This is a genomic window from Spiroplasma endosymbiont of Stenodema calcarata (assembly GCF_964031205.1).
In the GTDB taxonomy this organism is placed as follows: Bacteria; Bacillota_I; Bacilli_A; order Mycoplasmatales; family Mycoplasmataceae; genus Spiroplasma.
Window position 1 is genome coordinate 1,331,758 of sequence record NZ_OZ035018.1, and the last position, 25,606, is coordinate 1,357,363.

At 23.7% G+C, this 25,606-nt stretch carries 27 protein-coding genes; 10 read left to right on the forward strand and 17 right to left on the reverse strand.

The window, feature by feature from the left end; translation table 4 throughout:
* Nucleotides 1–61: 61 nt before the first annotated feature.
* The 7 genes from ACQH24_RS07195 (at nucleotide 62) to ACQH24_RS07225 (ending at nucleotide 9,605) form a co-directional block, all read left to right on the forward strand.
* Nucleotides 62–2,725, forward strand: a complete 2,664-nt coding sequence (locus ACQH24_RS07195; RefSeq protein ID WP_425379884.1) for an Mbov_0397 family ICE element conjugal transfer ATPase — start codon at nucleotides 62–64, stop codon at nucleotides 2,723–2,725.
* A 110-nt stretch (nucleotides 2,726–2,835) separates the two neighbouring features.
* A complete protein-coding gene (locus tag ACQH24_RS07200; RefSeq protein ID WP_425379885.1) occupies nucleotides 2,836–3,570 on the forward strand; it encodes a DNA-methyltransferase in 735 nt (244 codons plus the stop codon).
* Nucleotides 3,571–3,573: 3 nt separating this feature from the next.
* The gene (locus ACQH24_RS07205) at nucleotides 3,574–4,077 is read left to right on the forward strand and encodes an ECF transporter S component (protein WP_425379886.1); all 504 of its coding nucleotides are present in this window, start codon (nucleotides 3,574–3,576) and stop codon (nucleotides 4,075–4,077) included.
* A 17-nt stretch (nucleotides 4,078–4,094) separates the two neighbouring features.
* Nucleotides 4,095–4,484, forward strand: a complete 390-nt coding sequence (locus tag ACQH24_RS07210; RefSeq protein ID WP_342265878.1) for a hypothetical protein — start codon at nucleotides 4,095–4,097, stop codon at nucleotides 4,482–4,484.
* Between the two features lie 130 nt (nucleotides 4,485–4,614).
* Nucleotides 4,615–5,796, forward strand: a complete 1,182-nt coding sequence (locus tag ACQH24_RS07215) for a plasmid recombination protein (RefSeq protein ID WP_425379887.1) — start codon at nucleotides 4,615–4,617, stop codon at nucleotides 5,794–5,796.
* 4 nt (nucleotides 5,797–5,800) lie between these two features.
* Nucleotides 5,801–7,879 (forward strand): VirD4-like conjugal transfer protein, CD1115 family, encoded by a 2,079-nt coding sequence (locus tag ACQH24_RS07220; protein WP_425379888.1) that lies wholly within the window; start codon nucleotides 5,801–5,803, stop codon nucleotides 7,877–7,879.
* A gap of 499 nt (nucleotides 7,880–8,378) precedes the next feature.
* The gene (locus tag ACQH24_RS07225) at nucleotides 8,379–9,605 is read left to right on the forward strand and encodes an Mbov_0401 family ICE element transposase-like protein (protein ID WP_425379889.1); all 1,227 of its coding nucleotides are present in this window, start codon (nucleotides 8,379–8,381) and stop codon (nucleotides 9,603–9,605) included.
* Between the two features lie 221 nt (nucleotides 9,606–9,826).
* Here ACQH24_RS07225 and ACQH24_RS07230 read toward each other — a convergent pair whose 3' ends face one another.
* Nucleotides 9,827–11,230 (reverse strand): restriction endonuclease subunit S, encoded by a 1,404-nt coding sequence (locus tag ACQH24_RS07230; protein ID WP_425379890.1) that lies wholly within the window; start codon nucleotides 11,228–11,230, stop codon nucleotides 9,827–9,829.
* On the reverse strand, nucleotides 11,230–13,002 hold the full coding sequence (locus tag ACQH24_RS07235) for a restriction endonuclease subunit M (protein WP_425379891.1): 1,773 nt from the start codon (nucleotides 13,000–13,002) through the stop codon (nucleotides 11,230–11,232). Before ACQH24_RS07235 ends, ACQH24_RS07230 begins: the two co-directional genes overlap by 1 nt.
* Nucleotides 13,003–13,264: 262 nt before the next feature.
* Here ACQH24_RS07235 and ACQH24_RS07240 point away from each other — a divergent pair, with 262 nt between their 5' ends.
* From ACQH24_RS07240 to ACQH24_RS07250, 3 genes are all read left to right on the forward strand, one after another.
* Nucleotides 13,265–13,474: a hypothetical protein gene (locus tag ACQH24_RS07240; RefSeq protein WP_425379892.1), complete on the forward strand. Its 210-nt coding sequence runs from the start codon at nucleotides 13,265–13,267 to the stop codon at nucleotides 13,472–13,474.
* Between the two features lie 139 nt (nucleotides 13,475–13,613).
* Entirely contained in the window at nucleotides 13,614–15,005 is a 1,392-nt protein-coding gene (locus ACQH24_RS07245; protein WP_425379893.1) for an Mbov_0401 family ICE element transposase-like protein, read from the forward strand.
* A 131-nt stretch (nucleotides 15,006–15,136) separates the two neighbouring features.
* Complete coding sequence (locus tag ACQH24_RS07250; RefSeq protein WP_425379371.1) at nucleotides 15,137–16,096, forward strand: transposase; 960 nt, start codon at nucleotides 15,137–15,139, stop codon at nucleotides 16,094–16,096.
* A gap of 200 nt (nucleotides 16,097–16,296) precedes the next feature.
* Here ACQH24_RS07250 and ACQH24_RS07255 read toward each other — a convergent pair whose 3' ends face one another.
* From ACQH24_RS07255 to ACQH24_RS07325, 15 genes are all read right to left on the reverse strand, one after another.
* Complete coding sequence (locus ACQH24_RS07255) at nucleotides 16,297–16,830, reverse strand: DNA cytosine methyltransferase (protein WP_425379894.1); 534 nt, start codon at nucleotides 16,828–16,830, stop codon at nucleotides 16,297–16,299.
* 341 nt (nucleotides 16,831–17,171) lie between these two features.
* Nucleotides 17,172–17,705: a hypothetical protein gene (locus tag ACQH24_RS07260; RefSeq protein WP_425379895.1), complete on the reverse strand. Its 534-nt coding sequence runs from the start codon at nucleotides 17,703–17,705 to the stop codon at nucleotides 17,172–17,174.
* Nucleotides 17,689–18,156 carry a hypothetical protein gene (locus tag ACQH24_RS07265; RefSeq protein ID WP_425379896.1) on the reverse strand — a complete coding sequence of 156 codons (468 nt, stop codon included), beginning with the start codon at nucleotides 18,154–18,156 and terminating at the stop codon, nucleotides 17,689–17,691. The genes ACQH24_RS07260 and ACQH24_RS07265 overlap by 17 nt, the downstream gene beginning before the upstream one ends.
* A 267-nt stretch (nucleotides 18,157–18,423) precedes the next feature.
* A complete protein-coding gene (locus tag ACQH24_RS07270; RefSeq protein WP_425379897.1) occupies nucleotides 18,424–18,612 on the reverse strand; it encodes a hypothetical protein in 189 nt (62 codons plus the stop codon).
* A gap of 137 nt (nucleotides 18,613–18,749) precedes the next feature.
* Nucleotides 18,750–18,893 carry a hypothetical protein gene (locus ACQH24_RS07275; RefSeq protein ID WP_425379898.1) on the reverse strand — a complete coding sequence of 48 codons (144 nt, stop codon included), beginning with the start codon at nucleotides 18,891–18,893 and terminating at the stop codon, nucleotides 18,750–18,752.
* Between the two features lie 311 nt (nucleotides 18,894–19,204).
* Nucleotides 19,205–19,357 (reverse strand): hypothetical protein, encoded by a 153-nt coding sequence (locus tag ACQH24_RS07280; RefSeq protein WP_158500439.1) that lies wholly within the window; start codon nucleotides 19,355–19,357, stop codon nucleotides 19,205–19,207.
* A 14-nt stretch (nucleotides 19,358–19,371) separates the two neighbouring features.
* Nucleotides 19,372–19,674 carry a hypothetical protein gene (locus ACQH24_RS07285; protein WP_425379899.1) on the reverse strand — a complete coding sequence of 101 codons (303 nt, stop codon included), beginning with the start codon at nucleotides 19,672–19,674 and terminating at the stop codon, nucleotides 19,372–19,374.
* Nucleotides 19,675–20,113: 439 nt separating this feature from the next.
* Complete coding sequence (locus ACQH24_RS07290; RefSeq protein WP_425379900.1) at nucleotides 20,114–21,226, reverse strand: AEC family transporter; 1,113 nt, start codon at nucleotides 21,224–21,226, stop codon at nucleotides 20,114–20,116.
* Nucleotides 21,211–21,333, reverse strand: coding sequence for a hypothetical protein (locus ACQH24_RS07295; protein WP_425379901.1), 123 nt, complete (start codon nucleotides 21,331–21,333; stop codon nucleotides 21,211–21,213). The genes ACQH24_RS07290 and ACQH24_RS07295 overlap by 16 nt, the downstream gene beginning before the upstream one ends.
* 139 nt (nucleotides 21,334–21,472) lie before the next feature.
* Nucleotides 21,473–22,159 carry a 50S ribosomal protein L1 gene (gene rplA, locus ACQH24_RS07300; protein WP_425379902.1) on the reverse strand — a complete coding sequence of 229 codons (687 nt, stop codon included), beginning with the start codon at nucleotides 22,157–22,159 and terminating at the stop codon, nucleotides 21,473–21,475.
* Between the two features lie 2 nt (nucleotides 22,160–22,161).
* On the reverse strand, nucleotides 22,162–22,596 hold the full coding sequence (rplK, locus tag ACQH24_RS07305) for a 50S ribosomal protein L11 (protein ID WP_425379903.1): 435 nt from the start codon (nucleotides 22,594–22,596) through the stop codon (nucleotides 22,162–22,164).
* A gap of 414 nt (nucleotides 22,597–23,010) precedes the next feature.
* Nucleotides 23,011–23,241 carry an IS3 family transposase gene (locus ACQH24_RS07310; protein ID WP_425379904.1) on the reverse strand — a complete coding sequence of 77 codons (231 nt, stop codon included), beginning with the start codon at nucleotides 23,239–23,241 and terminating at the stop codon, nucleotides 23,011–23,013.
* A gap of 59 nt (nucleotides 23,242–23,300) precedes the next feature.
* The gene (locus ACQH24_RS07315; protein ID WP_425379385.1) at nucleotides 23,301–23,576 is read right to left on the reverse strand and encodes a transposase; all 276 of its coding nucleotides are present in this window, start codon (nucleotides 23,574–23,576) and stop codon (nucleotides 23,301–23,303) included.
* A gap of 59 nt (nucleotides 23,577–23,635) precedes the next feature.
* Nucleotides 23,636–25,102 carry a PBSX family phage terminase large subunit gene (locus tag ACQH24_RS07320; protein WP_425379905.1) on the reverse strand — a complete coding sequence of 489 codons (1,467 nt, stop codon included), beginning with the start codon at nucleotides 25,100–25,102 and terminating at the stop codon, nucleotides 23,636–23,638.
* Nucleotides 25,095–25,433: a hypothetical protein gene (locus ACQH24_RS07325; RefSeq protein WP_425379906.1), complete on the reverse strand. Its 339-nt coding sequence runs from the start codon at nucleotides 25,431–25,433 to the stop codon at nucleotides 25,095–25,097. Before ACQH24_RS07325 ends, ACQH24_RS07320 begins: the two co-directional genes overlap by 8 nt.
* Nucleotides 25,434–25,606: the final 173 nt, after the last annotated feature.

A 25,606-nucleotide genomic window follows, 5' to 3' on the forward strand; every position in this document is an offset into this window, starting at 1 on the left:
TTATTGTTAAAAAAAGCATTAAAAATGCTGTTTTTATATGTAAAAGAAAGAGGTGCAAAATATGAAAAATGTAATACCAAAAAAACTAAAAGACGCCAAATATCGATTTTGACGCAATATAACAATAACAGATGTTTTGATAATTGCTGTTTGAGTTGGATTAACAGTTATGTTTATATTTGGTTTTCAATGAAAACTATGAATAAAATTATTATCATCAGCAATCATGATTTTAATTAGTTTACCACTAATTATTACAAATAAAAAGACTAATTTAAAAGGATGACAATGCTTATATTATAAAATAAATTTCCTATTTAGTTATAAGAAATATAGTAAAAACAAAACTAGTTTACTGGTGCCATATAATAAAGTTATTGATGATAATTATATTGCAACACACGGAATTTTAAAGGGTAATTTAAAAAAAACTTTAATTGGAGCAATTAAAATAAAGGGATTCGATATCACTTTATTAAGTGGCGAAGAGCAAATATTAAGATTACGAGACTTGCAAGATGTTTTTAAATTTGCTAATTTTCCAATAACTTTATTAAAGTTAGAATTACCATTAAATTTTGATGACAACATTAAATATTTACAAAAACAAATTAATAAAACGCAAACTCGTTATAAAAACAATGAAATTAGTTTTAATCAATTTGTAAAAATTACAAAACAAATTAAAAATAATATTGCTTTTTTAAAAAAAGAATTAATTAAAATAAACAATGAAATTAAAACTGAAAAATGTTTTTTTATTTTTGTATATGGAAATAGTCAAAAAGATTTAAATGAAAAAATATTATTTTTAGAAGATAAATTATATAAAGGAAAAATTAATTGCAATACTTTATCTAATTACGAAATAACAAAAATCTTAAAATTAATGTGAAATCCGTATGAAAAACCATTAAATAAAACAGATTTTAATAAAAATAAAGATAATTTAGCAAAATTATTGCAATTTAAATACCTAAATATTAAACAAAATTATTTTATAGCAAATGATTTATATTATTCAATTAATACCATTCAGGACTATCCTTTATTTATTAACGATTTATGAGGAGCATGTTTATTTTCAAATGAGCAAACTATTATTTGAAATATAAATCCTTTAAATTATGATGAAACAAAAAAAGCAATCAACAGTGCCATTCAAACAACCCAAACAAGACAAGTAATGACAAAATCATATGTTAATACAAATGAAAATAACTATGAATTAGAAACATACTACCATTTAATTGATGAGGTTAATGGTGGTGGTGAATTATTAAAAAATGTTAATATTTTATTTTTAAATTATGGAACAAATAAAAAAACATTACTACAAACACAAACACGATTAACAAAAGCATTAAAAGAAATGGATATTAAACTTAATCCATTGTGATATCAACAATTTAATGGTTTAAAAGGTTTTATTCCCTATAATAATAAAGTCATAATAAAAAAATATGGCCGAGAAATGCCAACAAGTACCTTAGCAACATCATTTCCATTTATTGATAGTGGCTTATATGATAAACAAGGAATGTACTTAGGAACAAATAATATGGGAAATGTTGTATTGTTAGATCAATTTAAAATTACCAGTAAAAGAACAAACCATAATATGTTTATTCTTGGTTCATCAGGAATGGGAAAAACATATTTGTTAAAAAAAATAATAAATTATCATATTCAGATGGGGCGGAAAGTGATTGTTATTGACCCTGAAAGAGAATACCAAGAATTATGCAAATATTATGATGGAAATTGAATTGATGCAGGAGATGCTTCGATAGGAAAAATAAACCCCCTACAAATTTTAGATAATAACTTTATTGATGAATTAGAAAATACCAATTCATCGCCCCTATCCAATCATTTACGATTTTTAGAACAATGATTCAAAACGCTTTATCCTGATTTTAACGGGCGAGAAATTAATTTATTAACAAAATATTTGAAATTATTATATCATCAATTTAAAATTACAAATAATATTGACATTAATAAAATTAATAATAAGGATTTTCCAATTATGAATGATTTTTATTATTTATTAGAAAAAGAATATAAAAACAATAAAAATCAACTTTTAAAAGAATTTATGGATTTAATAGCAAATGATTTTTTAAATGATGGAAAATATCAAGCACTTTGAAATGGTTACACAACAATAAAATTTAATAACAACTTTATTGTTTATGATGTTTATAATTTGTTTGATTTAGATGACAAAAAAACAAACGCAGCACAATTAATTTTAATGCTAAATATTATTAAAAAAGAAGTAAAAGAAAATCGTTTTAAAGATAATAATCAAATTGTAATAATTGTTGATGAGGCTCATTTAGCAATCGATAAAGATAATCCAGTTGCCTTAAATTTTATGTATCAAATGACAAAGCGAATTCGGAAATATAATGGTGCTTTGGTTGTGGCAACACAAAACATCGCTGATTTTGTAGAAAATGAAACAATTTTAAAGAAAACAACAGCAATTATTAATAATAGTCAATATTCGTTTATTATGGGGTTAAAACCTAATGACCTAGAAAAAGTTGTTAATTTATATAAAAGTTATGGCGGATTAACATCAGCAGAACAAGATTATATTGCTCGTAGCGTAAAAGGACAAGGGTTATTTTTTGTTTCTGGATTTGAAAGATATCGTATTAAAATTCAAACAAACAAAAAAGAAAAAGCAGGATTTGGAAAAAAAGATAATTAAAAAAAACAAGTAAATTTACTTGTTTTTTTTAATTTTTTATGAAGAATTTTGTTAAATTTTTGCTTTTTTAGTAAAAAACAACTAAAAATTTCCAAAAAAGGAGGATAAAAATGTTTAAAACGAATTTAGGAAAATTAATAAATGGTGACGCATTAACTTTTATTAAAAGTTTAGAAAATGATAGCGTTGATTTAATTTTAACTGATCCACCCTATTTATATAATTTACCAAAAAGAAAAAACAAGCAAATAAATGAAAATAGAATATCAAAAAGTATAAATAAATATATTAGTGCTATCTATGATAATAATTTACATAATTCATTTGATATAAATAATTATTTAGATGAGTTTTATCGAATTTCAAAAACTAAATTTATGTTAATTTGAATGAATAGATGACAAATTAAAGATTATTTAGATTGGGTTTATAAAAATAATATGAATTTTGATTTTTATTTTTGAGAAAAAACAAACCCAATGCCAACTAATAATTTTATTTTGCAAGATAAAGAATATTGTATGATTATTTACTCTAAAAAACACCAAATTCCAAATTATCAAAATAACTATGAAAATAAAAAAACAATATTTAAAAACCCAGTAGGATCAGCTTATAAAATAACAGAACACCCAACAGAAAAACCACTAAATATATTTTACGATTTAATTCAAAAATATAGCAAAGAAAATGATTTAATTTTCGATCCTTTTATGGGAAGTGGTACAACTGCGTATGCTTGTGAACAGTTAAACCGAAAATGACTGGGTTGTGAAATAAATAATAATTACTTTGCAATGATACAAAAACGATTAAAGAAAATACAACTTAAATTAAATTTTTAAAAAATGAATAATTTTCAATTAATCAAAAACATAAATTATGTCGCAGTTTTAATTGCAATGATGGTTGTATTATCGCAAACTATGCGAATCCAAATTATTCCAAGAACATCAATCCCGTTATTTTTAATTCCTATTTTTATAAGTGGAGTTATTTTAAATTGATATTGGTGTTTGTTAATTGGATTTATGGGACATTTTCTATCAGATTTAACATTATGAGGTTTTACTGTGGGATCATTATGTTGAAATATTGGCACAGGTTTATTAGCAGTTTTAATTAAACTAATTAATTGAATAAAAATAAATCATAGTATTAAAATTATTCTTATTTTATTATCAAACATAATTATTTATCTTCCGATTGATTTTGTTCTTTTTTGATTAAATCTTGGAGTTTTAAGTATAGAACAAATAATTATCGGAATATTAATTACGAACACAATATGTTTACCAATTTTCTATTTTATAACATTAAAAATTAAAAAAAGATTAAAAATAATTTTATAGAGAAAGGAACTATCAAAATGAAAGAAACAGAAAAATATATAAGTTATCAAGTTATGACAAATAATTTAATTTTAACAAAACCTTATTATGATATTAAAGGTAATAAATGAATTGAGTTAAGGATAAAAAATTTATTGTATCCTTATGCAAGCATTAATATAAATAGCAAATATTTTAAATTACAATATAACAAAGATTATTGTTTTATTACAATTTTTAAAAATCAAAACTTTTATATTAAAAATAAAGATGGAAAAATTGAGGATGAGGTTAATTGAGAAAAACTGCACCCTTTTTTATTAGAAATGGATAAGCAAGTTTTAATTAAAAAAGCAGAACTAAAACAAATATACCAAGAAAATTTAAAATATTTTAATGGTAATAAATTTCCAAAAAAAGATGATTAATTAGACAGAATAAAAATGAAATTTTTGAAATATTTTGGCAAAGCCAAAATGTATAATGAGTAGTAATTTTGGCTTTTTAAATTTAATAAATTTTAAAGGATAAAAATTTCCAAAAAAGGAGGATAAAAAGATGGAAAAAGAAAAAAAATTTAAGTCATCACCACCGATTACAACTTTTAAAAAATATAAAAGTGGTACAGTTGACAAATTAATACGACATAATTTTAGAATTAAAATACCTGAAAATGTTAATCCTGAGTTTACAAAATATAATTTTTATTATGTTGGTGATACAAGAGCAAAAATAAGCAATAACAAAGGTTTTGAGTTAACAAATAATAAAAGATTTGAATTATTAAAAAATATAGAAGAAGATTGAAATAAGCAACAACAAAAATATAGTGAAGCACAAAAATCAACTTTTAAAGAGTTTTGTAATAAACATAATACTTATATAGAAATTGTTTTGCCAGCAACAAGACAAGAATGATTTGAAAAAATGGGAATATGTCAATTTACAGATATTCAAGTATGAGATAAAAAAACAGATACGCGTAAAATGGGACAATTAATTCCTGAAAGTATAAATTATCATAAATTAAATGAATGAGTTAATATTGAAATAAATTTTATGAAGCAATGAATGAAAAATAATCTTAAAACAGATATGGGGTATTTGTATTCAACAGTTCATATGGACGAGACAACACCCCATATTCATTTTGGTTTTATTCCAATTAGTAAAGTTTTTTCAAAAAAGCTCAATGAAGAAAGATACATAATTAGTAATAATAGGATTTTTGGCGGTAAAAAACAAATACAAAAATTTCATAATTATCATGCTAATTATTTAACAAAAGCAGGTTATGAAATAGAACCTGGTGAAATTGGAGGTAAAGGTAGTTATAATGCAATGAATTTTCGAGAAGTTAAAGAATTTGAACGAAATAAATTAGAAAATGAAATTAATAATCTATTTGATGAATACAAGTCTAGCAAAGACAATATTAAAGAATTTAGCAAAATTAAAATTATTAGTGATGATTATGATGGTTTAATTTATGAAATTAAACAATATTTAAAATATGAAAATAATTTTACAGATTATGAAATAAACCAATTAACTAAATATTTAGATTTAGCAGAAAAAATGAAATATTACAAAATTATCACGACCATTCCTAGTGCAAAAGAATCAGATTTTAAAAATATGAGTTTAATTGAACAAGAATTTAATGAAATGGTTTTTAAAATCAATCCGATTATGCAAAAAGGATATGATTTGGTGAGCAGTCTAGAAAGAGAGTTATAAAAATATGTGAAATAAAATTAAAAAGAAAAAAATAAGTTTATTGATTGGTATATGTTTTGTTCCAATCATTTTTATTTTTTGTTTAACATTATTTGGAATAGGTTATTCAATTTTTATTAATTGAAAAGAAATGACAATATTTATCAATGAAATTAAGCAATTTCAAATATTATCATGATGAAATTATATAATTAAAAGTAAATACGGATTATTAATAACAGTTGGATTAAGTTTAGCGTTTTATTGCTGGTTTTTTTATTTTGTTTTATTTAGTAAAGTGAAGAGTAAAGAAACTGCAATTAAAACAACCGATAAAATAGATTTTGGGGATAGTAAATGATTAAGTATAAAAGAAATTGATGATATTAGTGAAAAAGTAAATATCAAAGATAATTATAAAAATACAGGCTTTGTTTTTAATTGTAATAAAAACAAAAAAGATTTATTGTTTAACTTAAAAAATAATATTCATAGTGTTATTGTTGGCTCAACAGCAAGCGGAAAAACACAAGGCATAGTATTACCAACAATTTATTTAAATGGAAAATCAACTGTTAAACCAACTATGATCATAACCGACCCCAAGGGAGAATTATATAATTTAACTAGTGGGTTTTTAGCAGAAAATAGTTATAAAATAAAAGTTATTGATTTTCGTAATTTAGAGAAAGGAAATACTTGAAATCCATTAAAACTAATTTATGACGACTTTATTAAAATGATAATGACAAATAAGGAAAAAGAAAAAATAAAGTGAAAAATAAAATATCAAGATAAAATTAGATCACTTAGTCATATGTTAATTGACAAAAATATTGAAGATGAATTTTGAAATAATTCAGCAAGTATGATTATTCAAGGAATTATTTTGGCAATATTAGAAGATTATGAAGATAAAATAAGCAAAAATAATTTAACAACAGAAATAGAAGAAATTTTAAAAAAAGAATTATTTTTCAACAAATTTAATATGGCTTCTGTTGCTGCCATTGCTAGTATTAAAAAAGTTCTAGTTGAATGACTTAATAATCGAAAAAATACCAGCATTGCCAAAATAACCGCAAGCCAAGTTTTAGTTGATAGTAAAGAAAATCGAACACTAGATGCTATTTTAATGACTGTTGCAAAAAGTTTAGAAATATTTAACAATGATTTTATTCGTAATTTAACATCCCAAAATGATATTAATTACAATGATTTTATCGAATATCCAACAGTTTTATACATCATATTTAGTGACGAAAATGATAATTACTATAAATTAATAGCAATATTAATTAGTCAAATTTATCAATTTTTAACAAATAAAGCAAGTGAAATAATCGAACAAAAACTAGAAAAACCAGTATATTTTATTTTAGATGAATTTGCTAATTTAACAAAAATAAACAACATTGAAAAATGAGTTAGTATTTCGCGCAGCAGAAACATATTTTTTCAATTTATTTTACAAGATATCAACCAATTAAAATTAAATTATGGTGATACAAGAGCAAAAATTATTTTAAATAACTGTGGGATGCATATTTTCTTACATACCAACGATTTAGAAACAATAAAATATTATAGTGAATTATTTGGAACAAAAACAATCGAACAAATTAGTATTAATGAAAATAAAAGCAATATTAGTGTTTCGAAAAATTTAAAAAGTCACCCTTTAATGTTAACTAGTGAGTTAGCAAATTTAAAACAAAGACAAGGAATTGTTAAAATAGCACGCTATAACCCAATGAAAATAACTTTAAAACTATGAAAAGATTTAAAGTTAGTAGAAAAAACAAACATATTTCAATTAAAAGAAATTAATTATATAAATTTTAATAAAGAATATTTTTATGATATTAAAAATAACAAAAAAGAAATAAAAGAAAATGAAATTAATGAATTTGTCAATTTAACAACAACAGAAATTAAGACAAATATTAATAATTTAAAAATGCAATTAAGAGAGTATGAAAATACAAATTACAAATCTATTCAAAATAAAACAATGATAAATTTACTTTTACAAAAAATCAAAAACCTTGAAATAGAATTAATTAAAAGACAAGAAACCAATAATTATTCTGAAAAGGAATAATTATTTTTTATAAATGGTAAGATTTCACAAAGTGGTCAAGCTGGAACACTAAAAAATAAACGAAGTGGGAGGATATCTGTAAGGTTAATCAACTAATTAAATTAGTACTATATGGGGCAGAAGAGTAGTCGCAAGTGATTAACTAAACCGTACCTAGGGAAAACTCTACCTAAATGAGAAAAAGTAATAAAGTTATTTAACAAATAACTAGTGAAAAATAAAAAGAAAAAGAAGGTTAATTATTTTCTCTCGTTCTATCGATAAAAATAATGTAATAAAATTGCTGACAAATTATTTTAAACAGTATAAAATTTTACTATCATGCAATGATGATTTAAAAGGAATATAATTATATGTTAAATATTTTCAATACTATTAATTTTAGAGAAAAAGTAAATACTGATGTTAATGAAATAGGAAAAAAATAATATTAGAAGAATGAGAAAGAACTGATCAAGAATTAAGAAAACAAAATTGTAATGGCCAAAATGGATATATTATGTGGGGTAAAAGACCTTTTACAGAAAAAACAGAGTATGGTGATATTACCTTTTTTAGAACATTATTTCGTTTTTTTAATAAAGATACTAATAAATATGAATTTGTTTTCTTATTTGATAAGAAAGTCGGAAGAAAAAAACGAAGTAGAATTAGTATCTTTATTAAAATAGCAATTTGAAAATTAATGGATAGTGCTAAAAGACAAAGAGATATTATGGATATGTACCCAAAATTAAATATATCTAAGATGACAATCACAAACATTAATAAGGAAATTGATTTTGATAAATTATTTAAAGAACAATTAAAAACAATGACAGAAAAAATCAATGTTCAAACACCATATTTGTATGCTGGGGTTGATGATTCATTTAGTAATTTAACAAAATATAGAAAAATAGAAAAAAATATGTTTAGAACAGCATATTTTCATACTGGGTATGATGAAATAAAAAGCACTAAAAGTAAAAATGTTCTAAAAGATAAAAAAATTTTTATTGTTATGAAATCAGTAAAAAATAAATACTATCTTATTAAAAAATATAAAAAAGAATTTTTACATTTTTTAAATCAAAATTTTAATATTGAAAATTGTAAGTTAACGCTAGCAGGTGATGGAGCAAAATGAATCCAAAAATTTGCTAACGAAATTGGTGCAATTTTTATTTTAGATCAATTTCATTTAATGAAAGAATTAAAAACAATATTTCCTTATCGAAGAAAGAAATTTACTAAAAATTTAACCGATAATGAAAAAATAAGAAAACAAATTTATTGAGATATGAATAAATTATTTAAAAATGGCGATCCTGATGAAGCAATAAAATATTTAAAAAAATTAATTACAAGAAAAAATATTAAAGAATATCCATTCTTAAAAGATAAAATCAAAGATTTCATTAAATATATCAAAAATAATTCTGAGGGTATTAAAGTTTATAAAGAGGATTGATATATGGGGTCTTGTACTGAACCACAAATTTCACATAATGTCAAATGATTAAAAGGCTATGGTGCTAAATCATACAGTGAAAAAGTTTTTAAAAATATGATTGCATTGAAAATGGCAAAAGAAAATGGTGTTAATTTAATTGAGTTTTATCTTAATAAATTAAACAAAAAAAATGAAAAAGAATATAATTATTATTTTAAAAATGAAGATAAGCATAATCAGAAATTTTTAATAAATAAAAATGTTGCTCACCAGGCACAATGTTTTGTCTAAAATTTAAAGTAAAAATCAATAATTTAAAATAAATTTATTAAATAATTTGCGAATTATTATTTTTTGTATTGTAAATTATTACTTTTATGTTATGATTAAATTAATTAAAAAAGATAAATTTAACTTTTTCTTAGGAATTTTATTTTAATAGATAAATATTTATTAAAATAAGATATCACCAAACGTTTATTTTATTCCCTCTTTTACAAAATATAATAGCATTATTTTAAAAAATAGGAATTTAAAAGATTATCTGTTTCTTTTAAAATACATTTTCTTTTTGATTTTAATTCATATGCTTTTTTAACTAGTTCAGTTATTTTTAAAATAACATCTGAAGAAAAAATAGGAATTTCAATATCTTTCATTTTTTCTTCTCTTAAATGAGGAATTGTTGTAGCAATAACAGTACGCCTTTTAGAAGCATACTGACCTATCTCTGTAATTAGTAACGCTATAAATAGATACTCCGGTGTAAGACCAATATTAATACCATTAGAATTTAATCTTAATCTTTCAACTCCTGATGAAATAAATATATTATCGGCATCTGTGATTAGTCCTACTGCGCCAATTTTACCATCTTTAGTAAAAATTAAATCATTGACTTTTATATCTTGCTTAATCAATTTATTATATTTAGAAGAAAGATAATAATCAGGATAAAGATCTGCTTCATGATTAACTATATCAGAAGTTCTTATAAAAGATAGTGAATCATTTTTTTTATCAATATAATTAATATAATTATGGCTTCCAGGTTCAATACCACTTATCATATCAACTATTTCTCCTAAATTTTTAATATTATGATTTTTTTTTAATTCTTTCATGGTATCTACATATACTGGATTATAAAAACTAGCATTTCATATATCTGAGTTTTTTAGTTCATCATATGTTATTGAAAAATTCTTTTTTTTAGAAATAGCTAAAAAATCAATATTTAGTTCTTTATAAAATAATTCAATTGCCTTTTTAATTTCTTTTTGTGCAAATATATCATTCATAAAAGCTGTTAATTCATTATTAGTTATTGTTTTTAAAATAGTTTTATTTGGTATTGGAATTTCATAATTTTTAAGATTTTTTAAAGATAAAAGTTGTTGTATATTTCCTGTTGTCAAACTATACAATTGATGCTTAGCTAGTTTAGTGCGGAAATACGCTACTAAATATTCAGGACTAATAGGAGCAGTATTTAATAATGTGATTCTACCAATATGCCTAGGAATTCCTATAATACCTAAGTACTCTTTTTTATAAATTGCAGAATTTCCTATTGTTCCTAAAATAGAAATCAAAACATCATTATCAATAAGATGTGTTCTTTTAAAATTAGTATAGTCTTCTAAAGAAATATATGAATAATCTGAAATAGAATCAAAATTAATAGTTCCTTGTTTAATATTTCTTCCATATAAATATCTTACTCCAGATTTATTGTTTCTTTTAATATGAGAATGTTCTCCATCAGATATTTTTTTACTTATTTCTTGTAAAGTTATATATTTTATAGCTTTTTTAATATTTCTAACTTTTATGATTTTTAAAAAATAATAAAACATTGGGAGTAATCTATAACCAAATTCTAAATCATTTAATTTAACTGTAAAAATCTTCATTAGTTTTTTTCACTTTCCATAATCTTTAATTCCCATTCTTTATATTCTTTAGAAATATTTTTTATATCATCTTCACTAATTTCATTTCCTCGTCTATCATGACCACAGGTTTCAGCAATTGCCATAAATATTTCATAATTTTCTGGGATTTTTTCTTTTGAAAGTTTTTGGAAAATTAATACACTTGTTTTTGTAGAAGTATTAGGTTGGAAAGTTTCTATTGGTAAATCAATAATTCCCAAAATCCTCCCTTGGTTTTTAATTCAATTTCTTATAAAAGCAAAAGTATCATTACCAAAAATACCATCTGGTAGTACAATAGCCATCTTGCCACCTTCTTTTAATAATTGAATATTTCTTTCTATAAATAAAACCTGAGGTGCTTCTTTTTCATTTAATTTACCTTTGCTTCAAATTCCACTTTTTTTATCCTTTTTTCATTTATATGCTAATTCATATTGTTTTAATTTTTCTTCACCTCTAACAGGAATTTTACTTCCAAAAGGTGGATTCGTTAATAAAATACTAAATTTTCCCTTATCTATCTTAATACGTGTTTTATAATCTCACGTATTAATATTTTCTAAGGTATCCTCACAAAAAATACCACTTTTCCCATCTCCTAAAATTGCCATATAAGCCTTTGCAACTTTTGTCAAAAAGTAATCTTTATCTATTCCTCTAATTTTATTTAATGCAACTTCCATTTTCTCTTCTTTTAAATTTTCAGCATTTCAATCAAGTCTTTTTCCTTCAATATCTAATTTATTTCATATATATCGTAAAGATTCAATTAAAAAACCACCGCTACCACAACTAGGATCTATTATTAAGTCTTCATCATTTGGATCTAATATTTCAACCATCATTTTTACTACATTTCTTGGTGTAAAAAATTGACCTTGACCGCCTTTTAAAGCATGCCCTATAAAAATTTCAAATGCATCAGCAATGATATCCCTTTCTGCTTCAATTAGGCATCAATTTTGAAGTTCGCCAACAATATATACTATGGACTTTGCATCTAAAGAAATGTTATCACTAGAATCTATGATTTCTTTATATTTACGTTTTACCTTTTCAAATATATTTAATATTCTCTTTTTAACATCATTTTCATTTTCATTAATACCTGCTCTAAACTCAATTATTGATTCAGGTTCGGTAAAACGTTCATCATAAATTTTGCAAAAAATAACATTAATTAATTGTTGTGCTAATACCTCATCTCTTGTAGCACCAACTGTATTTGCAAACAAATGATTACGAATAGCTTTAAATGTTCCTTTCAGATTATGTGTAGGTTTCAGATCTTTTCTTTTAAACATACCAATATCTTCTAATCTTTGTCCATATATTGGTATATTTGGAATCTCAGAAAAATAGACTTTTCCTTCTTTTTCATATTTCTTAATGAAAACTCTCTCATCTCCATTAAATCATACTCCAAGTTGTGCATTACAAAATCTTAGATAATCTTGTAATTGAGATTTGCCGTCATTTCTATTTTTCTTTTTGCATTCTACAACAATATAAAGATCTTCATCTTGTTTTTTGGGTGTTAAAAAAACTCCAATATCAATTGGGTAACTTTTATTTTCATCAGATGGGCGAACTTTAACTCTAAATTGAGGATGTGTTTGAATATTTTCCTTAGGATATCCATAATCTTCAACCAAAATTTTAGAAAAAACTTGAACTGCCTCAATTTCTTCAGAAGTACTCTTTACGGATGTTCCAGAAATATAATCTATAATAGTTTCATTTTTCATTTTTGTAATCTCCCTAAAATTCTCTATTAATTATTCAATAAATGTTACCATAAATCTTATTTCATTATACATAATTAATTTTAATTAAATACAATAAATTTCTTTAATTTTTTAAAAAAGAGTTGCGTTTATTTTAAATGATGTTATTAACAAATTAAAAAGAGACAGAATTTGCTGATTGAATATACTTGATGAATTTTTATAAAGAATTTTGTTAAATTTTTGCTTTTTTTAGTAAAAAACAATAAAAAAGGAGAAAAAAATGTTAAAAACAAATTTAGGAAAATTAATAAATGATGATGCTTTATCTTTTATCAAAACATTAGAAAATGATAGCGTTGATTTAATATTAACTGATCCGCCCTATTTATATAATTTACCAAAAAGAAAAAACGAGCAAATAAATAAAAATAATATATCAAAAAGTATAAATAAATATATTAATGCTATCATTACTTGATATAGACTTTAATGTATTAAATAATTTATATAAATGAATAAAAAATAAAAGTTAAATAAAATAAATAATGTAATAAAGCTGCTGACATTCGTTTTGAATCATTATAAAATTTTACTATCATGCAATGATGATTAAAAAGGAATATAAGTGTATGTTAAATGTTTTTAATAGTTTTAAAGATATAAACTTTGTTCAAGAAGTAAATATCGATGTTAATTTAATAGGAAAACAAAAAATGAAAGAAAAATATGAAAACCTTGATCAAGAATTAAGAGAGCAAAACCGTAATGGCAAAAATGGTTATATTTTGTGAGGGAAAAAGAATAAAATGATAAAAACTCCCTTTGGCAATATTATAATTAAAGCTTCCAGATTTGGTTATCGTGATAAAAAAGATAATAAATTCAAAACAACAACTTTATTAAATAAAAAAATTGGTTTAAAAAATAATCAAACAATTATTTTAAGTGTTAAAATAGAACTTTGAAAATTAATGGATAGTGCTAAAAGACAAAGAGATATTATGGATATGTTTCCTAATTTAAATATATCAAAGATGACAATCACAAACATTAATAAGGAAATTGATTTTGATAAATTATTTAAAGAACAATTAAAAACAATGACAGAAAAAATCAATGTTCAAACACCATATTTGTATGCTGGAGTTGATGATTCATTTAGTAATTTAACAAAATATAGAAAAATAGAAAAAAATATGTTTAGAACAGCATATTTTCATATTGGGTATGATGAAATAAAAAGCACTAAAAGTAAAAATGTTCTAAAAGATAAAAGAATTTTTATTGTTATGAAATCAGTAAAAAATAAATACTATCTTATTAAAAAATATAAAAAAGAATTTTTACATTTTTTAAATCAAAATTTTAATATTGAAAATTGTAAGTTAACGCTAGCAGGTGATGGAGCAAAATGAATCCAAAAATTTGCTAATGAAATTGGTGCAATTTTTATTTTAGATCAATTTCATTTAATGAAAGAATTAAAAACAATATTTCCTTATCGAAGAAGGAAACTTACTAAAAATTTAACCGATAATGAAAAAATAAGAAAAAAAAATTATTGAGATATGAATAAATTATTTAAAAATGGTGATCCTGATGAAGCAATAAAATATTTAAAAAAATTAATTACAAGAAAAAATATTAAAGAATATCCATTCTTAAAAGATAAAAAAGATAAAATCAAAGATTTCATTAAATATATCAAAAATAATTCTGAGGGTATTAAAGTTTATAAAGAGGATTGATATATGGGGTCTTGTACTGAACCACAAATTTCGCATAATGTAAAATGATTAAAAGGATATGGTGCTAAATCATATAGTGAAAAAGTTTTCAAAAATATGATTGCATTAAAAATGACAAAAGAAAATGGTGTTAATTTAATTGAGTTTTATCTTAATAAATTAAACAAAAATAATGAAAAAGAATATAATTATTATTTTAAAAATGAAGATAAGCATAAGCAACAATTTTTAATAAATAAAAATTTTATTCAACAAGCACAAGCTTTTGTCTAAAATTTAAAGTAAAAATTATAATTTAAAATAAATTTATTAAATAATTTGCTTTAATTTTGTCGAAAACTCTTGATATTTATAGAATATATCTAATTTTAGGTATATTTTTAATATATAGAGGTAAATAATTGATGGAAAAAATAATTACAGAATTAAAAAACAGTTTTACAGATGATCAATTTTTAGAATTTGCTGAAAAAATAAAAAAAGAAGCAGAAGTAATCAAAAAACAAAAACGTTTAAATGAAATTGATCAAAAATTTAGAGATAAAGGCATTATATGTCCTGATTGTAAATCTTATCATTGTGTTAAAAATGGTCATAATCCCGAAGGAAAACAAAAATATTTATGTAAAAAATGTCGTGCTAGTTTTGATGCTTTTCGTCATCATTTTACTTATTGAAGTCATTTAAATTATGAACAGTGAAATTTATTAATTCAAATTTCATTATTAGGACAATCTAGTAAAATAATTTCCCGTTTTATTAAAACAACACCAAAAACTGCTTGATATAATCGTCAAAAATTAATGCAATCAAAACAATTAGAAAATACTCAATTAAAATTTAAAAAATTAAATGGTCAAATCCAAATTGATGAAACTTTTATTAAAGAAATCCATAAAGGTAATTTTAAAGATAAATTTGATAAACGAAAAACTCATCTTGATCCATTTTCAACTAATACCAAATGCTGTATTCAAATGGTAGTTGATAGCAATAATAATATTTTTGTTCAATCCACCAATACCAAACGATTACAAAAACAATGAATTATTGAAAATATGAATAAGCAATTAATTAAAGAAAAATCAATAATTATTTCTGACATGCAACCATTATATTTATTAGTAGCAAAACAAACAAATTCTACTCTATATTCTACCAAAACTAGTACAAACCCTGATACTAGTTATCGAAAGTTAAATAAGATTAGTAAATTACAATCGAGTCTTAAAGAAGCCTTAATTCATTATCATGGTTTGGGTTTCACTAATATTCAAAATTATTTAAATCTATGAAAATGAAAATACCAACATAAAGGTTTAACACCAAAACAACAATCAACGGTATTATATTTTAACGTTTAAAAAATTTAAAGCAAAATCATAATCTTACACAAAATTAGTTTTCAAATTGTCATATTGATGATTTTTTTTATTTCATCAAGAGTTTTCGACAAAATTAAAGAATAATTTGCGAATTATTATTTTTATGTTATTATTAAATTAGTTAAAAAAGATAAATTTATCTTTTTCTTAGGAATTTTATTTTAATAGACAAATATTTATTAAAATAAGCTATCACCAACCGAATAATTTATGCCATCAATCATAAATAATCGTTTTCTATTTTGGGGAATTCCATAATCTTTGGCATTCATTGTAAAATATTGGTTATGATATCCTAATTTATTAATTTGATTTTGTAGATTTTGAAATCCAACAAAAAACTTTTTACTTAATAAATTTGGTACATTTTCCATTAAAAGATATTGCGGTTTTATTGCCATTGTGCTTATTAAATCAACAACTTTGTAAGCCAAACCACTTCGTTTACCATTTAATCCTTGGCCATTATTATTGGCATTTGATATGTCTTGGCATGGAAATGATCAAGTTATTAAATCAACATACTGTAAAGTTTCTAATTTAGTAATATCACCTAAATTTGGAATTTCATAATCATTAAAAATTGATCGATATGATTTTTCAGCGTATTTATCATTATCACAAAAAGCAATTACTTTGTGGTTAATCCCAATCTTTTCTAATGCTTTTCTTTGACTGCCAATCCCAGCAAATAATTCAATTACTTTAAGCATAATAAACCGTCATTCTTCTAATTTTTCTTTTATCTAAAACGATTCATGGATTGGGATACCTATAAGAACAAAAAAATAATATATTAATATTGTTTTCATTATAAATATTATGAATATATTTACAAAATGGACAATTAATCATTTCTGTACCTCTTTCTAAAAAACAAGATAATTAATATCTTGTTTTGTATTATTTTAATTTTTATTTATAATATTTTTCTTTTCTTTTTTGTTTTTAATGAATTCTAAAATTTCACCAAAAACCGTATTAAAAAAACTAATAATTAATTTTAATAAATTAATTTCCTTAAAAAATTTTTTCACATTAAATCATTCCTTTCTTAATTGTTTTTAATTTCGTCTAAAATAATTTTTGTATTTTTAATCTTTGTTTTAATTTTTTCTAAATCTTTCTGGTCAAAATCGCTATTTTTAATTTCGCTTAATAAATTTAAAGCACTATTTAAGTTGTTTATTTGTTTTTCTAACAACTTAATTACTTGTTGTTTTTGTTCGTCTGTAAACTCATTTTCTTTTTGACATAGTAAAATTTGATATTCGCAATTATTTAGTTCAGACATTTTAATAAATTTTTCTGCTTGCGTTTGTTTTAGTTCTGTTTGATAATCTTCTTCATTTTCATAATCATTTTTACTATTTTCAATTTCTTTAATTACTTCATCATATTCTTTAATTTCTGCTGTAATTTCTTGTTTTAATTTTTCATAGTGAAAAACATCTTTTACTATTGGTTCTTTTGGTTTTTCTGGTGGTAAGTGTGGTTTGTTATTTGCAATATTGCCACAACTAATCAAATTCACTGTGTTTGTACATAAAAACGAAAATATTACTAATAAACTAAGTAATTTTTTCATATTTGTTGTATCCTAGATAAAAACCACTATCTCAATAATTAGGATTACCAATATTTTCTAAATCTTCTAGTAATTGTTTTAATTCTTCTGATGTTAATTTTTGTTGTGTTATTTTGTTATCATAATGATTATTATATTCATTTAATAAATCATTATTAGCATCATTTTTGTTTTGCGAATTAAACTGTTTTTTGTTTTCTTGTTTTAATTTTTCAAAAGATAAAATTAAATTTTTTCCCACAATATTACCACTTTTATTATTAATGCTACTATTGACTACATATTTTTTATTTTCATCAATTTTTAAACTAAAATAATTTTGATAACTTGATAAACCTAAACAATTTTTATCCAAAACAACACAATCTTTTTGTTTGTTTATTAAAATATGTGTTTTATTATTTATTTCTTGCGAAATTAAATTTTGATTTAGACAAATTCTTTTTATCATATTTAATTACCTCACTTTATTTTTTTTACATTTTTGGCATTTATAAAATTTATTAAGAATTAATCATTCTGAATTTAAAATAGTGAACTCTTGTTCACATCTAATACAGTCAATAATTATATTTCCATTTAATCTTGCTTTGGGTTTTGAATAATCTTTTTTTATGATAATCACCTCGCTTTTTTTGTTTTTAATTTTATTTTTCCTAAAATTAATATCCAATAGTAGGTTAAAAATAAATAATTAATTAAACCAAAAAACCAATTCTTAACGAACCGGTTCTATATTTTTGTCTGGCTCTTTTTGTCAATTAATATCAAATAAATTATTTATCACTGTATAACCAAATTTATACCAAAAGTTTTCTTTTTCTTCATGATCGGTATTTTTTGAAATTAAATCCGTTATTTTATAATGATCTTTTATATTATCTGAATCTTTTATAACTAAATACATGTTTTATCCTCCTTACTAGGTAATTTGTCATATAATGAATTATCTTTTAATTCTCAAGTTGTGAAACTTGTATGACCTTTGGAACTAAAATTGGTATTTGCTATTTTCTTAAAATCTTCTTTATATAATTGTTTTGCTTATAAAGTATATTGATTACATTCTAAATCTGCCATATCTTGTTTTAATTTAGATATTTCTTTATCTTTTTCAGCAAGTTCTTTTTTAAGTTTTTCATTTTCTTCTTTAACTTTGTTAAATTTAATTGATTCTGTTATATTCATTATTTAAAATCTCTCTTTCATATTCTTAAATATCCTTAATTGGTAAATAACTAAGCGATCATCTAAAAACTTAAATAAAAAAATAAAATAAGAGTCACAAACAAACATATTTATCTATTTTTTATTTTTAAAAATATATGGGTTTTTTGCAAAAATACAATAAACATTTGTGCATCATAAATGTTTATTATCACCATCTATTTTTGATCTACATTTAGGGCAATTTTTCCTCATTATTTTTATCTCCTTTATTTTTTATTTATCAAAAATAAAAAACCAACTAATTTTAATAAATAGTTGGTTTAATTTTTTTATCGTATTTGATTTAAAATATTTTCAATATTATTAACTTTATCAATTAAAGCTTCCATAATTTGTTCTAAATTGCTTAAATTGTTTTCTGTTGTTGTTTTAATCTCGTTAATTAACTCGCTAATCGTATTTTTGATATTATTTTCAACCATATAATTTCTCCTTTCTAATTTTTGATATTAATAATTCATCATTTATTTTTCTTAAAAATTAATTTTTTAATAATTTGGTGATTATTTTTGCATTGTAAAGTCAAAAATCAAAGATTATAACTTATTTTTTGTTTATTAATAAATTCTAATTTTGCTAAGCAATGCCGATCATACTTTTTACAATATCAACCGCCTTTTCTGTTTCTAGTTAATTTTGTAAAGTACTCATTAATATAACACTGACATTTATTAATTAATACTGTCTTATTTGCTAATTTAATTTTTAACTCTTTTCAACAGAGTTCTTTTAAAGACAATTTCAATTCCTCCTTATAAATAGTAAGATTTCTAAATTTTTTTATTGTGGAACACTTACCCTTTAAACATTGCAGGTTAAAGATTTATCCCCAAACCACGATAACTCTTTTATATTGCCTAAAAGAATTGCCTGCATTATGTCGTAGCGGTACGGCCACCCCTATATTGTTTATCCTCGCTTGCTTGGTTTAACGACATTCCAAGTAGGAGAGTTTTATTTGGTTGATTTTGCTGTTTTTTTCTTAAACTAAGCAAGGTTAACGACAATTTTAACCTAATTAAAAAAGATAGAATTTTATATCTATCTTTTTCTTAGTTTTTGGTAAATTTATACCAACCGAATATTTTACGCGGTCTTAATTGTTCAAAGAAAGTACGCTCTGTTTTACGAACTCCATAACAAATCATTTTAATTTTTGTACTCATTATTGTTTCCTCCTAATATGTAAATAATGAAGTCGCCCCAATTGCTGTTGTAATAATTACTCAAAATGGTAACGAAATAATTGAAAACAAAGTCGAAACTAATGTCAAGTTACTTGTTAACATTGGTTGTTTATTATAACCAATTGAATATGCGACAATTACCGAAGCCGGTGGTGCTGCTAACATAATCACAATAACAGCTAACCCAATTGAATCTAATTTTCATGCCCCAGTTTGTTTTCCAATTAAAGCAAAGATAATTGCGAGAACTAATCCAACAACTGGTGCTAAGATAACTTTCATCATCATTCCATACCATACTTTTTTGTCTTGCATTGCTTCACGAATTTTTCCCTTTGCTAATGTCATCCCAATTGCCAATCAAGCTAATGGCGTACAAACTCCTTCTAAAGTTTTAGTTACTTTAAATAATGGTGGAAAAGTGTTATCTAATCGTAATGGCGAAAAAAGTTTACCACTACCAACTGAATTTTGATCAGGCACAATTGCAATGCCTGGAATCAATTGTGTTACTCAAAAAATAAATCCAATAATTGTTGCAATTAAAATTGGATTAACAAAGATTTGTTTTAGATTTGCTTTAACCATTGTCATTTTTTTAGCACGAATTTCTGCTTTAACTTGTGCATAACCAACGGGATCTATTTTTGCAGCAACAACTGTTTCAGCTGTTGTTTGCCCAACTGACGCTAATTGAGTTACTACTGGTTTACTCATCACAATAAACCCTAAGGAATATAAAAATACACGATAAGGAATATTAAATACATTAGCTGGTAAAGCAGCTTTACCTGATCCAAATAAAGCTGTTACAACTGGAATTCCAAAGAAAGTAGTTGAAGCAAAAACAGTACACATTGCTAAAGTATCTCTAACATCTTGATCGTATTTAATATAAAAGTATTTTGCCACAATTCCTAAAATAATATAAAATAGGAATTCCACTAATAAAATAGCAGCTTGTGTTTTTACTTGATCAACAGTTGTATCAGCCATAAATCCATCAAATGCTAAACATGGCAACCCAACGACCATTACAATTTTAATTAAAACTGCTTCTCAATCTTTTTTAAAGGTTCCCCGTTTTGTTAAAAATCACCCCAAAAAAATCACAAACATTGTTGCAATAATTGCACTTCAAAACCCTCACCTCAAGCTTTTAAAATATCAACAACCGCCTTCCCAACATCCGCTTGTAAATATAAATGCATAATTTGTGTCTCCTCTATTTTTTCTAAATAATGTACTTTGGTAATATTAATATTATGACCTTAATCAATATATATCAAATAATAAAATGGAAAATTTTGACAAATTAAAAAAACTAACAAAAGTTAGTTTTTTTAAATCTTATCCTTCAATTAAAACTTTAATTCCTGGCCCCATTGTTGTTGTAACAGCAATATTTTTAATATATGCCCCTTTAACAGCAGCAGGTTTTGCCTTACGAATTGTTTCATAAATTACATCATAATTAGCTTTTAAAGCTTCGGCATTAAATGATACTTTTCCAATAATTGAATGAATGTTTCCATTTTTATCAACACGATATTCAATTTTTCCTTTTTTAACGTCCTCAATTGCTTTTGTTACATCAGGAGTAACAGTACCAGTTTTAGGATTTGGCATTAAGCCCTTTGGCCCTAATAACTTTCCAATTTTTCCTAATTCAGCCATAATATCTGGTGTTGCAATGATGACATCATAATCAAATCAATTTTCTTTTTGAATTTTTGTAATTAAATCTTTTCCCCCAACAAAATCTGCTCCAGCTGCTTTTGCATCAGCTTCTTTGCTATTTGTTAAGACTAAAATTCGTTGTTTTTTTCCAGTTCCTTTTGGTAAAACAACTGCCCCTCTAATTTGTTGATCAGCATGACGAGGATCAACATTTAAATTAAAAGCAACTTCGACTGTTGAGTCAAATTTTGTTGTAGCAGTTTTTTGAGCCAATTCAATTGCTTCAGTAATAGGATAAACCTTATTTTTTTCAACTAATTCAACAGCTTTATGATATTTTTTTCCAACTTTTGCCATAATTAGTTTTTTTCCTTTTTACTTGCCATACCTTCAACAACAATTCCCATATTTCGAGCAGTTCCTGCAATAATATTCATTGCTGCTTCAACATCATTGGCATTTAAGTCAACCAACTTATATTCTGCAATCTTACGGATTTCATCTACTGAAATAGTTCCAACTTTTTCATCTTTTGCTTTTGCTGATCCTTTTGAAATGTTAGCTGCTTTTTTTAATAAAATTGCAGCGGGAGTAGTTTTTAATTCAAATTTAAATGATTTATCATCAAATGCTGTAATCACAACTGGCACAACATCACCCATACGGTCTTTTGTTGCATCATTAAATTGCGTACAAAACTGCGGCATGTTAATTCCTAATGACGCTAATTCTGGCCCTGGTTTTGCTTGTCCAGCTTGAAATTCTAATTTTGCAATTCTAGTAATTTTTGCCACGAGCAATTTCCTCCTTTTTTTTTTGAAATCTCGCTGTGGTCCAAACGTAATATTAATATTACTACCACATTTAAGCACGTTCTACAAAGTAGAACAAATGCTTAATTAATTATAACAATAACTTAATAAAAAGCAACTTTATTTTAAAGTTGAGGTACATAACTTAAAGGTAGGTAATGGAAAAACTTTAGAGGCATAGGATCATTGTTATAATTCAGAATGCTCTAATTGCGATGATAACTATGAAATGAATAACGGTTCTCCAAAATGTACATGTGGATACCGTGGAATGAGTTATTAAATCTGATTCAGCTGATATACCTATATTCGATGATTCACCTTCTTCTATAATATATGTTCTATTATTTTTAAAATATTTATATATTTCAGTTTATACTTTGACTTCTAATAAAATTACTTGTATTTGATGTTTATATAATTTGAAATTAAGTTATATTTTCGCATTATTTTACTAATCTTTACACGAGATAATATAATATTTTGCTGAGCTAGCATGATTTTAATTTTTCTTGTTCCATAATTTTTACGACTTTTTAGAAAAATACTGATAACAGCATTATCAATGTTTTGATTATTCTTGGGATTATTTGCTTTTAATTGATAGTAATATGTTGATCTAGCCAATTTCAATGTTTTACATAAATTAATAATTGGATATTTTGCTTTGTTATTTTTAATGATTGCTATTTTTTGCCGATTATCAGTGTTGCTTGCTTTAAAATGTCATTTTCCATTTCTAATTGTTTAACTTTTTTACGTAATTGAATTAATTCGTTTTCTTCTGGCGTTCTATTGTCTTTAGCTTTAAATGAGTCCGAGTTACTAAATTGGTGAGCTCATTTCCAAACAGTAGATTTACCAATTTGGTAATCATTGGCTAATTGTTCAGGAGTTTGACCCATTTTGTAAAGACCAACAATTTGTTGCTTAAATTCATCGGTATAATGATTCTTTGCCATAATTACACCTCCATTGTAATTTAATTATAAATATTTACTCTACATTATTGTTGTCCAATTTATCTTAACCTATCCACCCTTATTAATCTATTATTTGATGATTGCACAATCTCTCTTATATATTCACTTAATGCATAATAATCAGAGTCAAATTCATCATCATATAATGGCATTATGTCTTCTTTTTCACTATTTAGTTTTTCTTTTCACTGAATCATTGGATATTCAGTATTACTTTCTTCTAAAATTAAATCATGGGTCATTTTTCCACTAATCATTGCACCAATAAATGAATTAACACGATCAGTAACTAATCATATACTTTTATCAACTTTTTCAAATCTTAATAATTTACCATATCGATATTTTATTTTTTCCTTATTAAGAACATCAATAAATGCTCTACCACCTGCACCATAATCAACATTAATTGTTAAACCACTTTCAATAAATATAGTACTATTTTTTAAACTAGATAAATAAAATTGAATAATATCATTTGCTTGTTCAAAAACATCTTTATATTCCATTGTTGCATTTGAATGAGTATATTTACCTATTTTATGTACTTTTTTTAAATTTGAATTATACACTCATAAACTAGCACTTGTTTTATGTCCATTTGGGCTATCTGCTTGAGCATAATCAACACCAGCAAGGATTTTATCAAAACTTCATGTTAATTTAGTAAATTTAAGATACCTAGCAAATACAGCACCTTTTAATTGTCCAGGTAATCCTCAACTTCATACTCTTGCTCTAATTGGGTCTAATTTTTCTAATTCTAATTGATTACGAACTACATCATTATCTAAATAAGTATTAAGTCTTCAGCTAGAATAATGAATAATAATTGTTTTAGTAAATTTCTTATTTTTTTCATAATAATTAATTTTAAATTTACCTATTTGGTCATGTTTTAATCGCATTAATTGCTCATCAAATGGCATTATTTCATTACAATATTTAATAATATATCTTCCTAGTGATTCAGGGTTAGATGAATTAATAACAAACTTTCTTTTAGCACCACGAACTGCAAATGTTAATTCACTCATATCTTCTTTTGTTAATTGATCTGCTTCTTCTCTTCATTCAATAGCAAATTCATATTTTCCTAAATCAGCAAACGCTTTTAATTTTTCTCTTTTAGTTTGAGAATGTAATCCTTTACAAATAATATATGTACCATTATCTAATGTAAAAGAATGTTCAGATAAATTAACTTTATAATTAATATTCATAGCATTAAGAGTATTTTGTATATTTTCAAATACTCCTTTTCTAATATCTTTACCCATTTTTTGTACAGCAATAATAAATATTGGTTTATTTACTAATAATGATATAGCACAAGACTTACCAATTGGATTATCTTTAATCATAAATGTTTTAGAACTAAAACGACTTCCTATTTCATTATATTCATCAGCAGGATTATATATTTCTTTTCAGGGTGCATTAGGGACATTCTTTTGATAAAATCATCTTGGTATTTCATCTAAATGTAAAAAATGTTTAAGCATTCTTTATCACCTCATTTATTTTTGGTAAATCAACATTATCAAAATTAATAACAATATTTGCATTATTTATATTTGTATCTTTAACATATTTCTCAACATATATTTTCTTGCCCCCGCCGTATTGGTCATTTAATAAAGCCAATTCCAATTCTATTTCTAATTGATTTATCGTATCCTTAATAAAATCAATGGTTTTTGTGTCAACTTCATCTTGTCAATTATCAAATGGGAGCTTTAAATAGTATAAATATGCTCTTTTATTACTCAATTTTTCTGCTTTTTGGGTCAAAAACTTCTTAGTTTTACCTGAAATAGTCTTAAAAGTTACCATTTTTTACTCCTTTTTGCATATTAAAATTGCTATTATTTAAACAATATGATTAAATAAAAGAGTATATAAAACGTATAAAAGAACTCTCACAAGTTCTTTTTTTTATTATCTTTATTTTACATAAAAAAAAGACTTTTTCAAGTCTCTAATTTTAGTAATTTTTAAACAAGCGA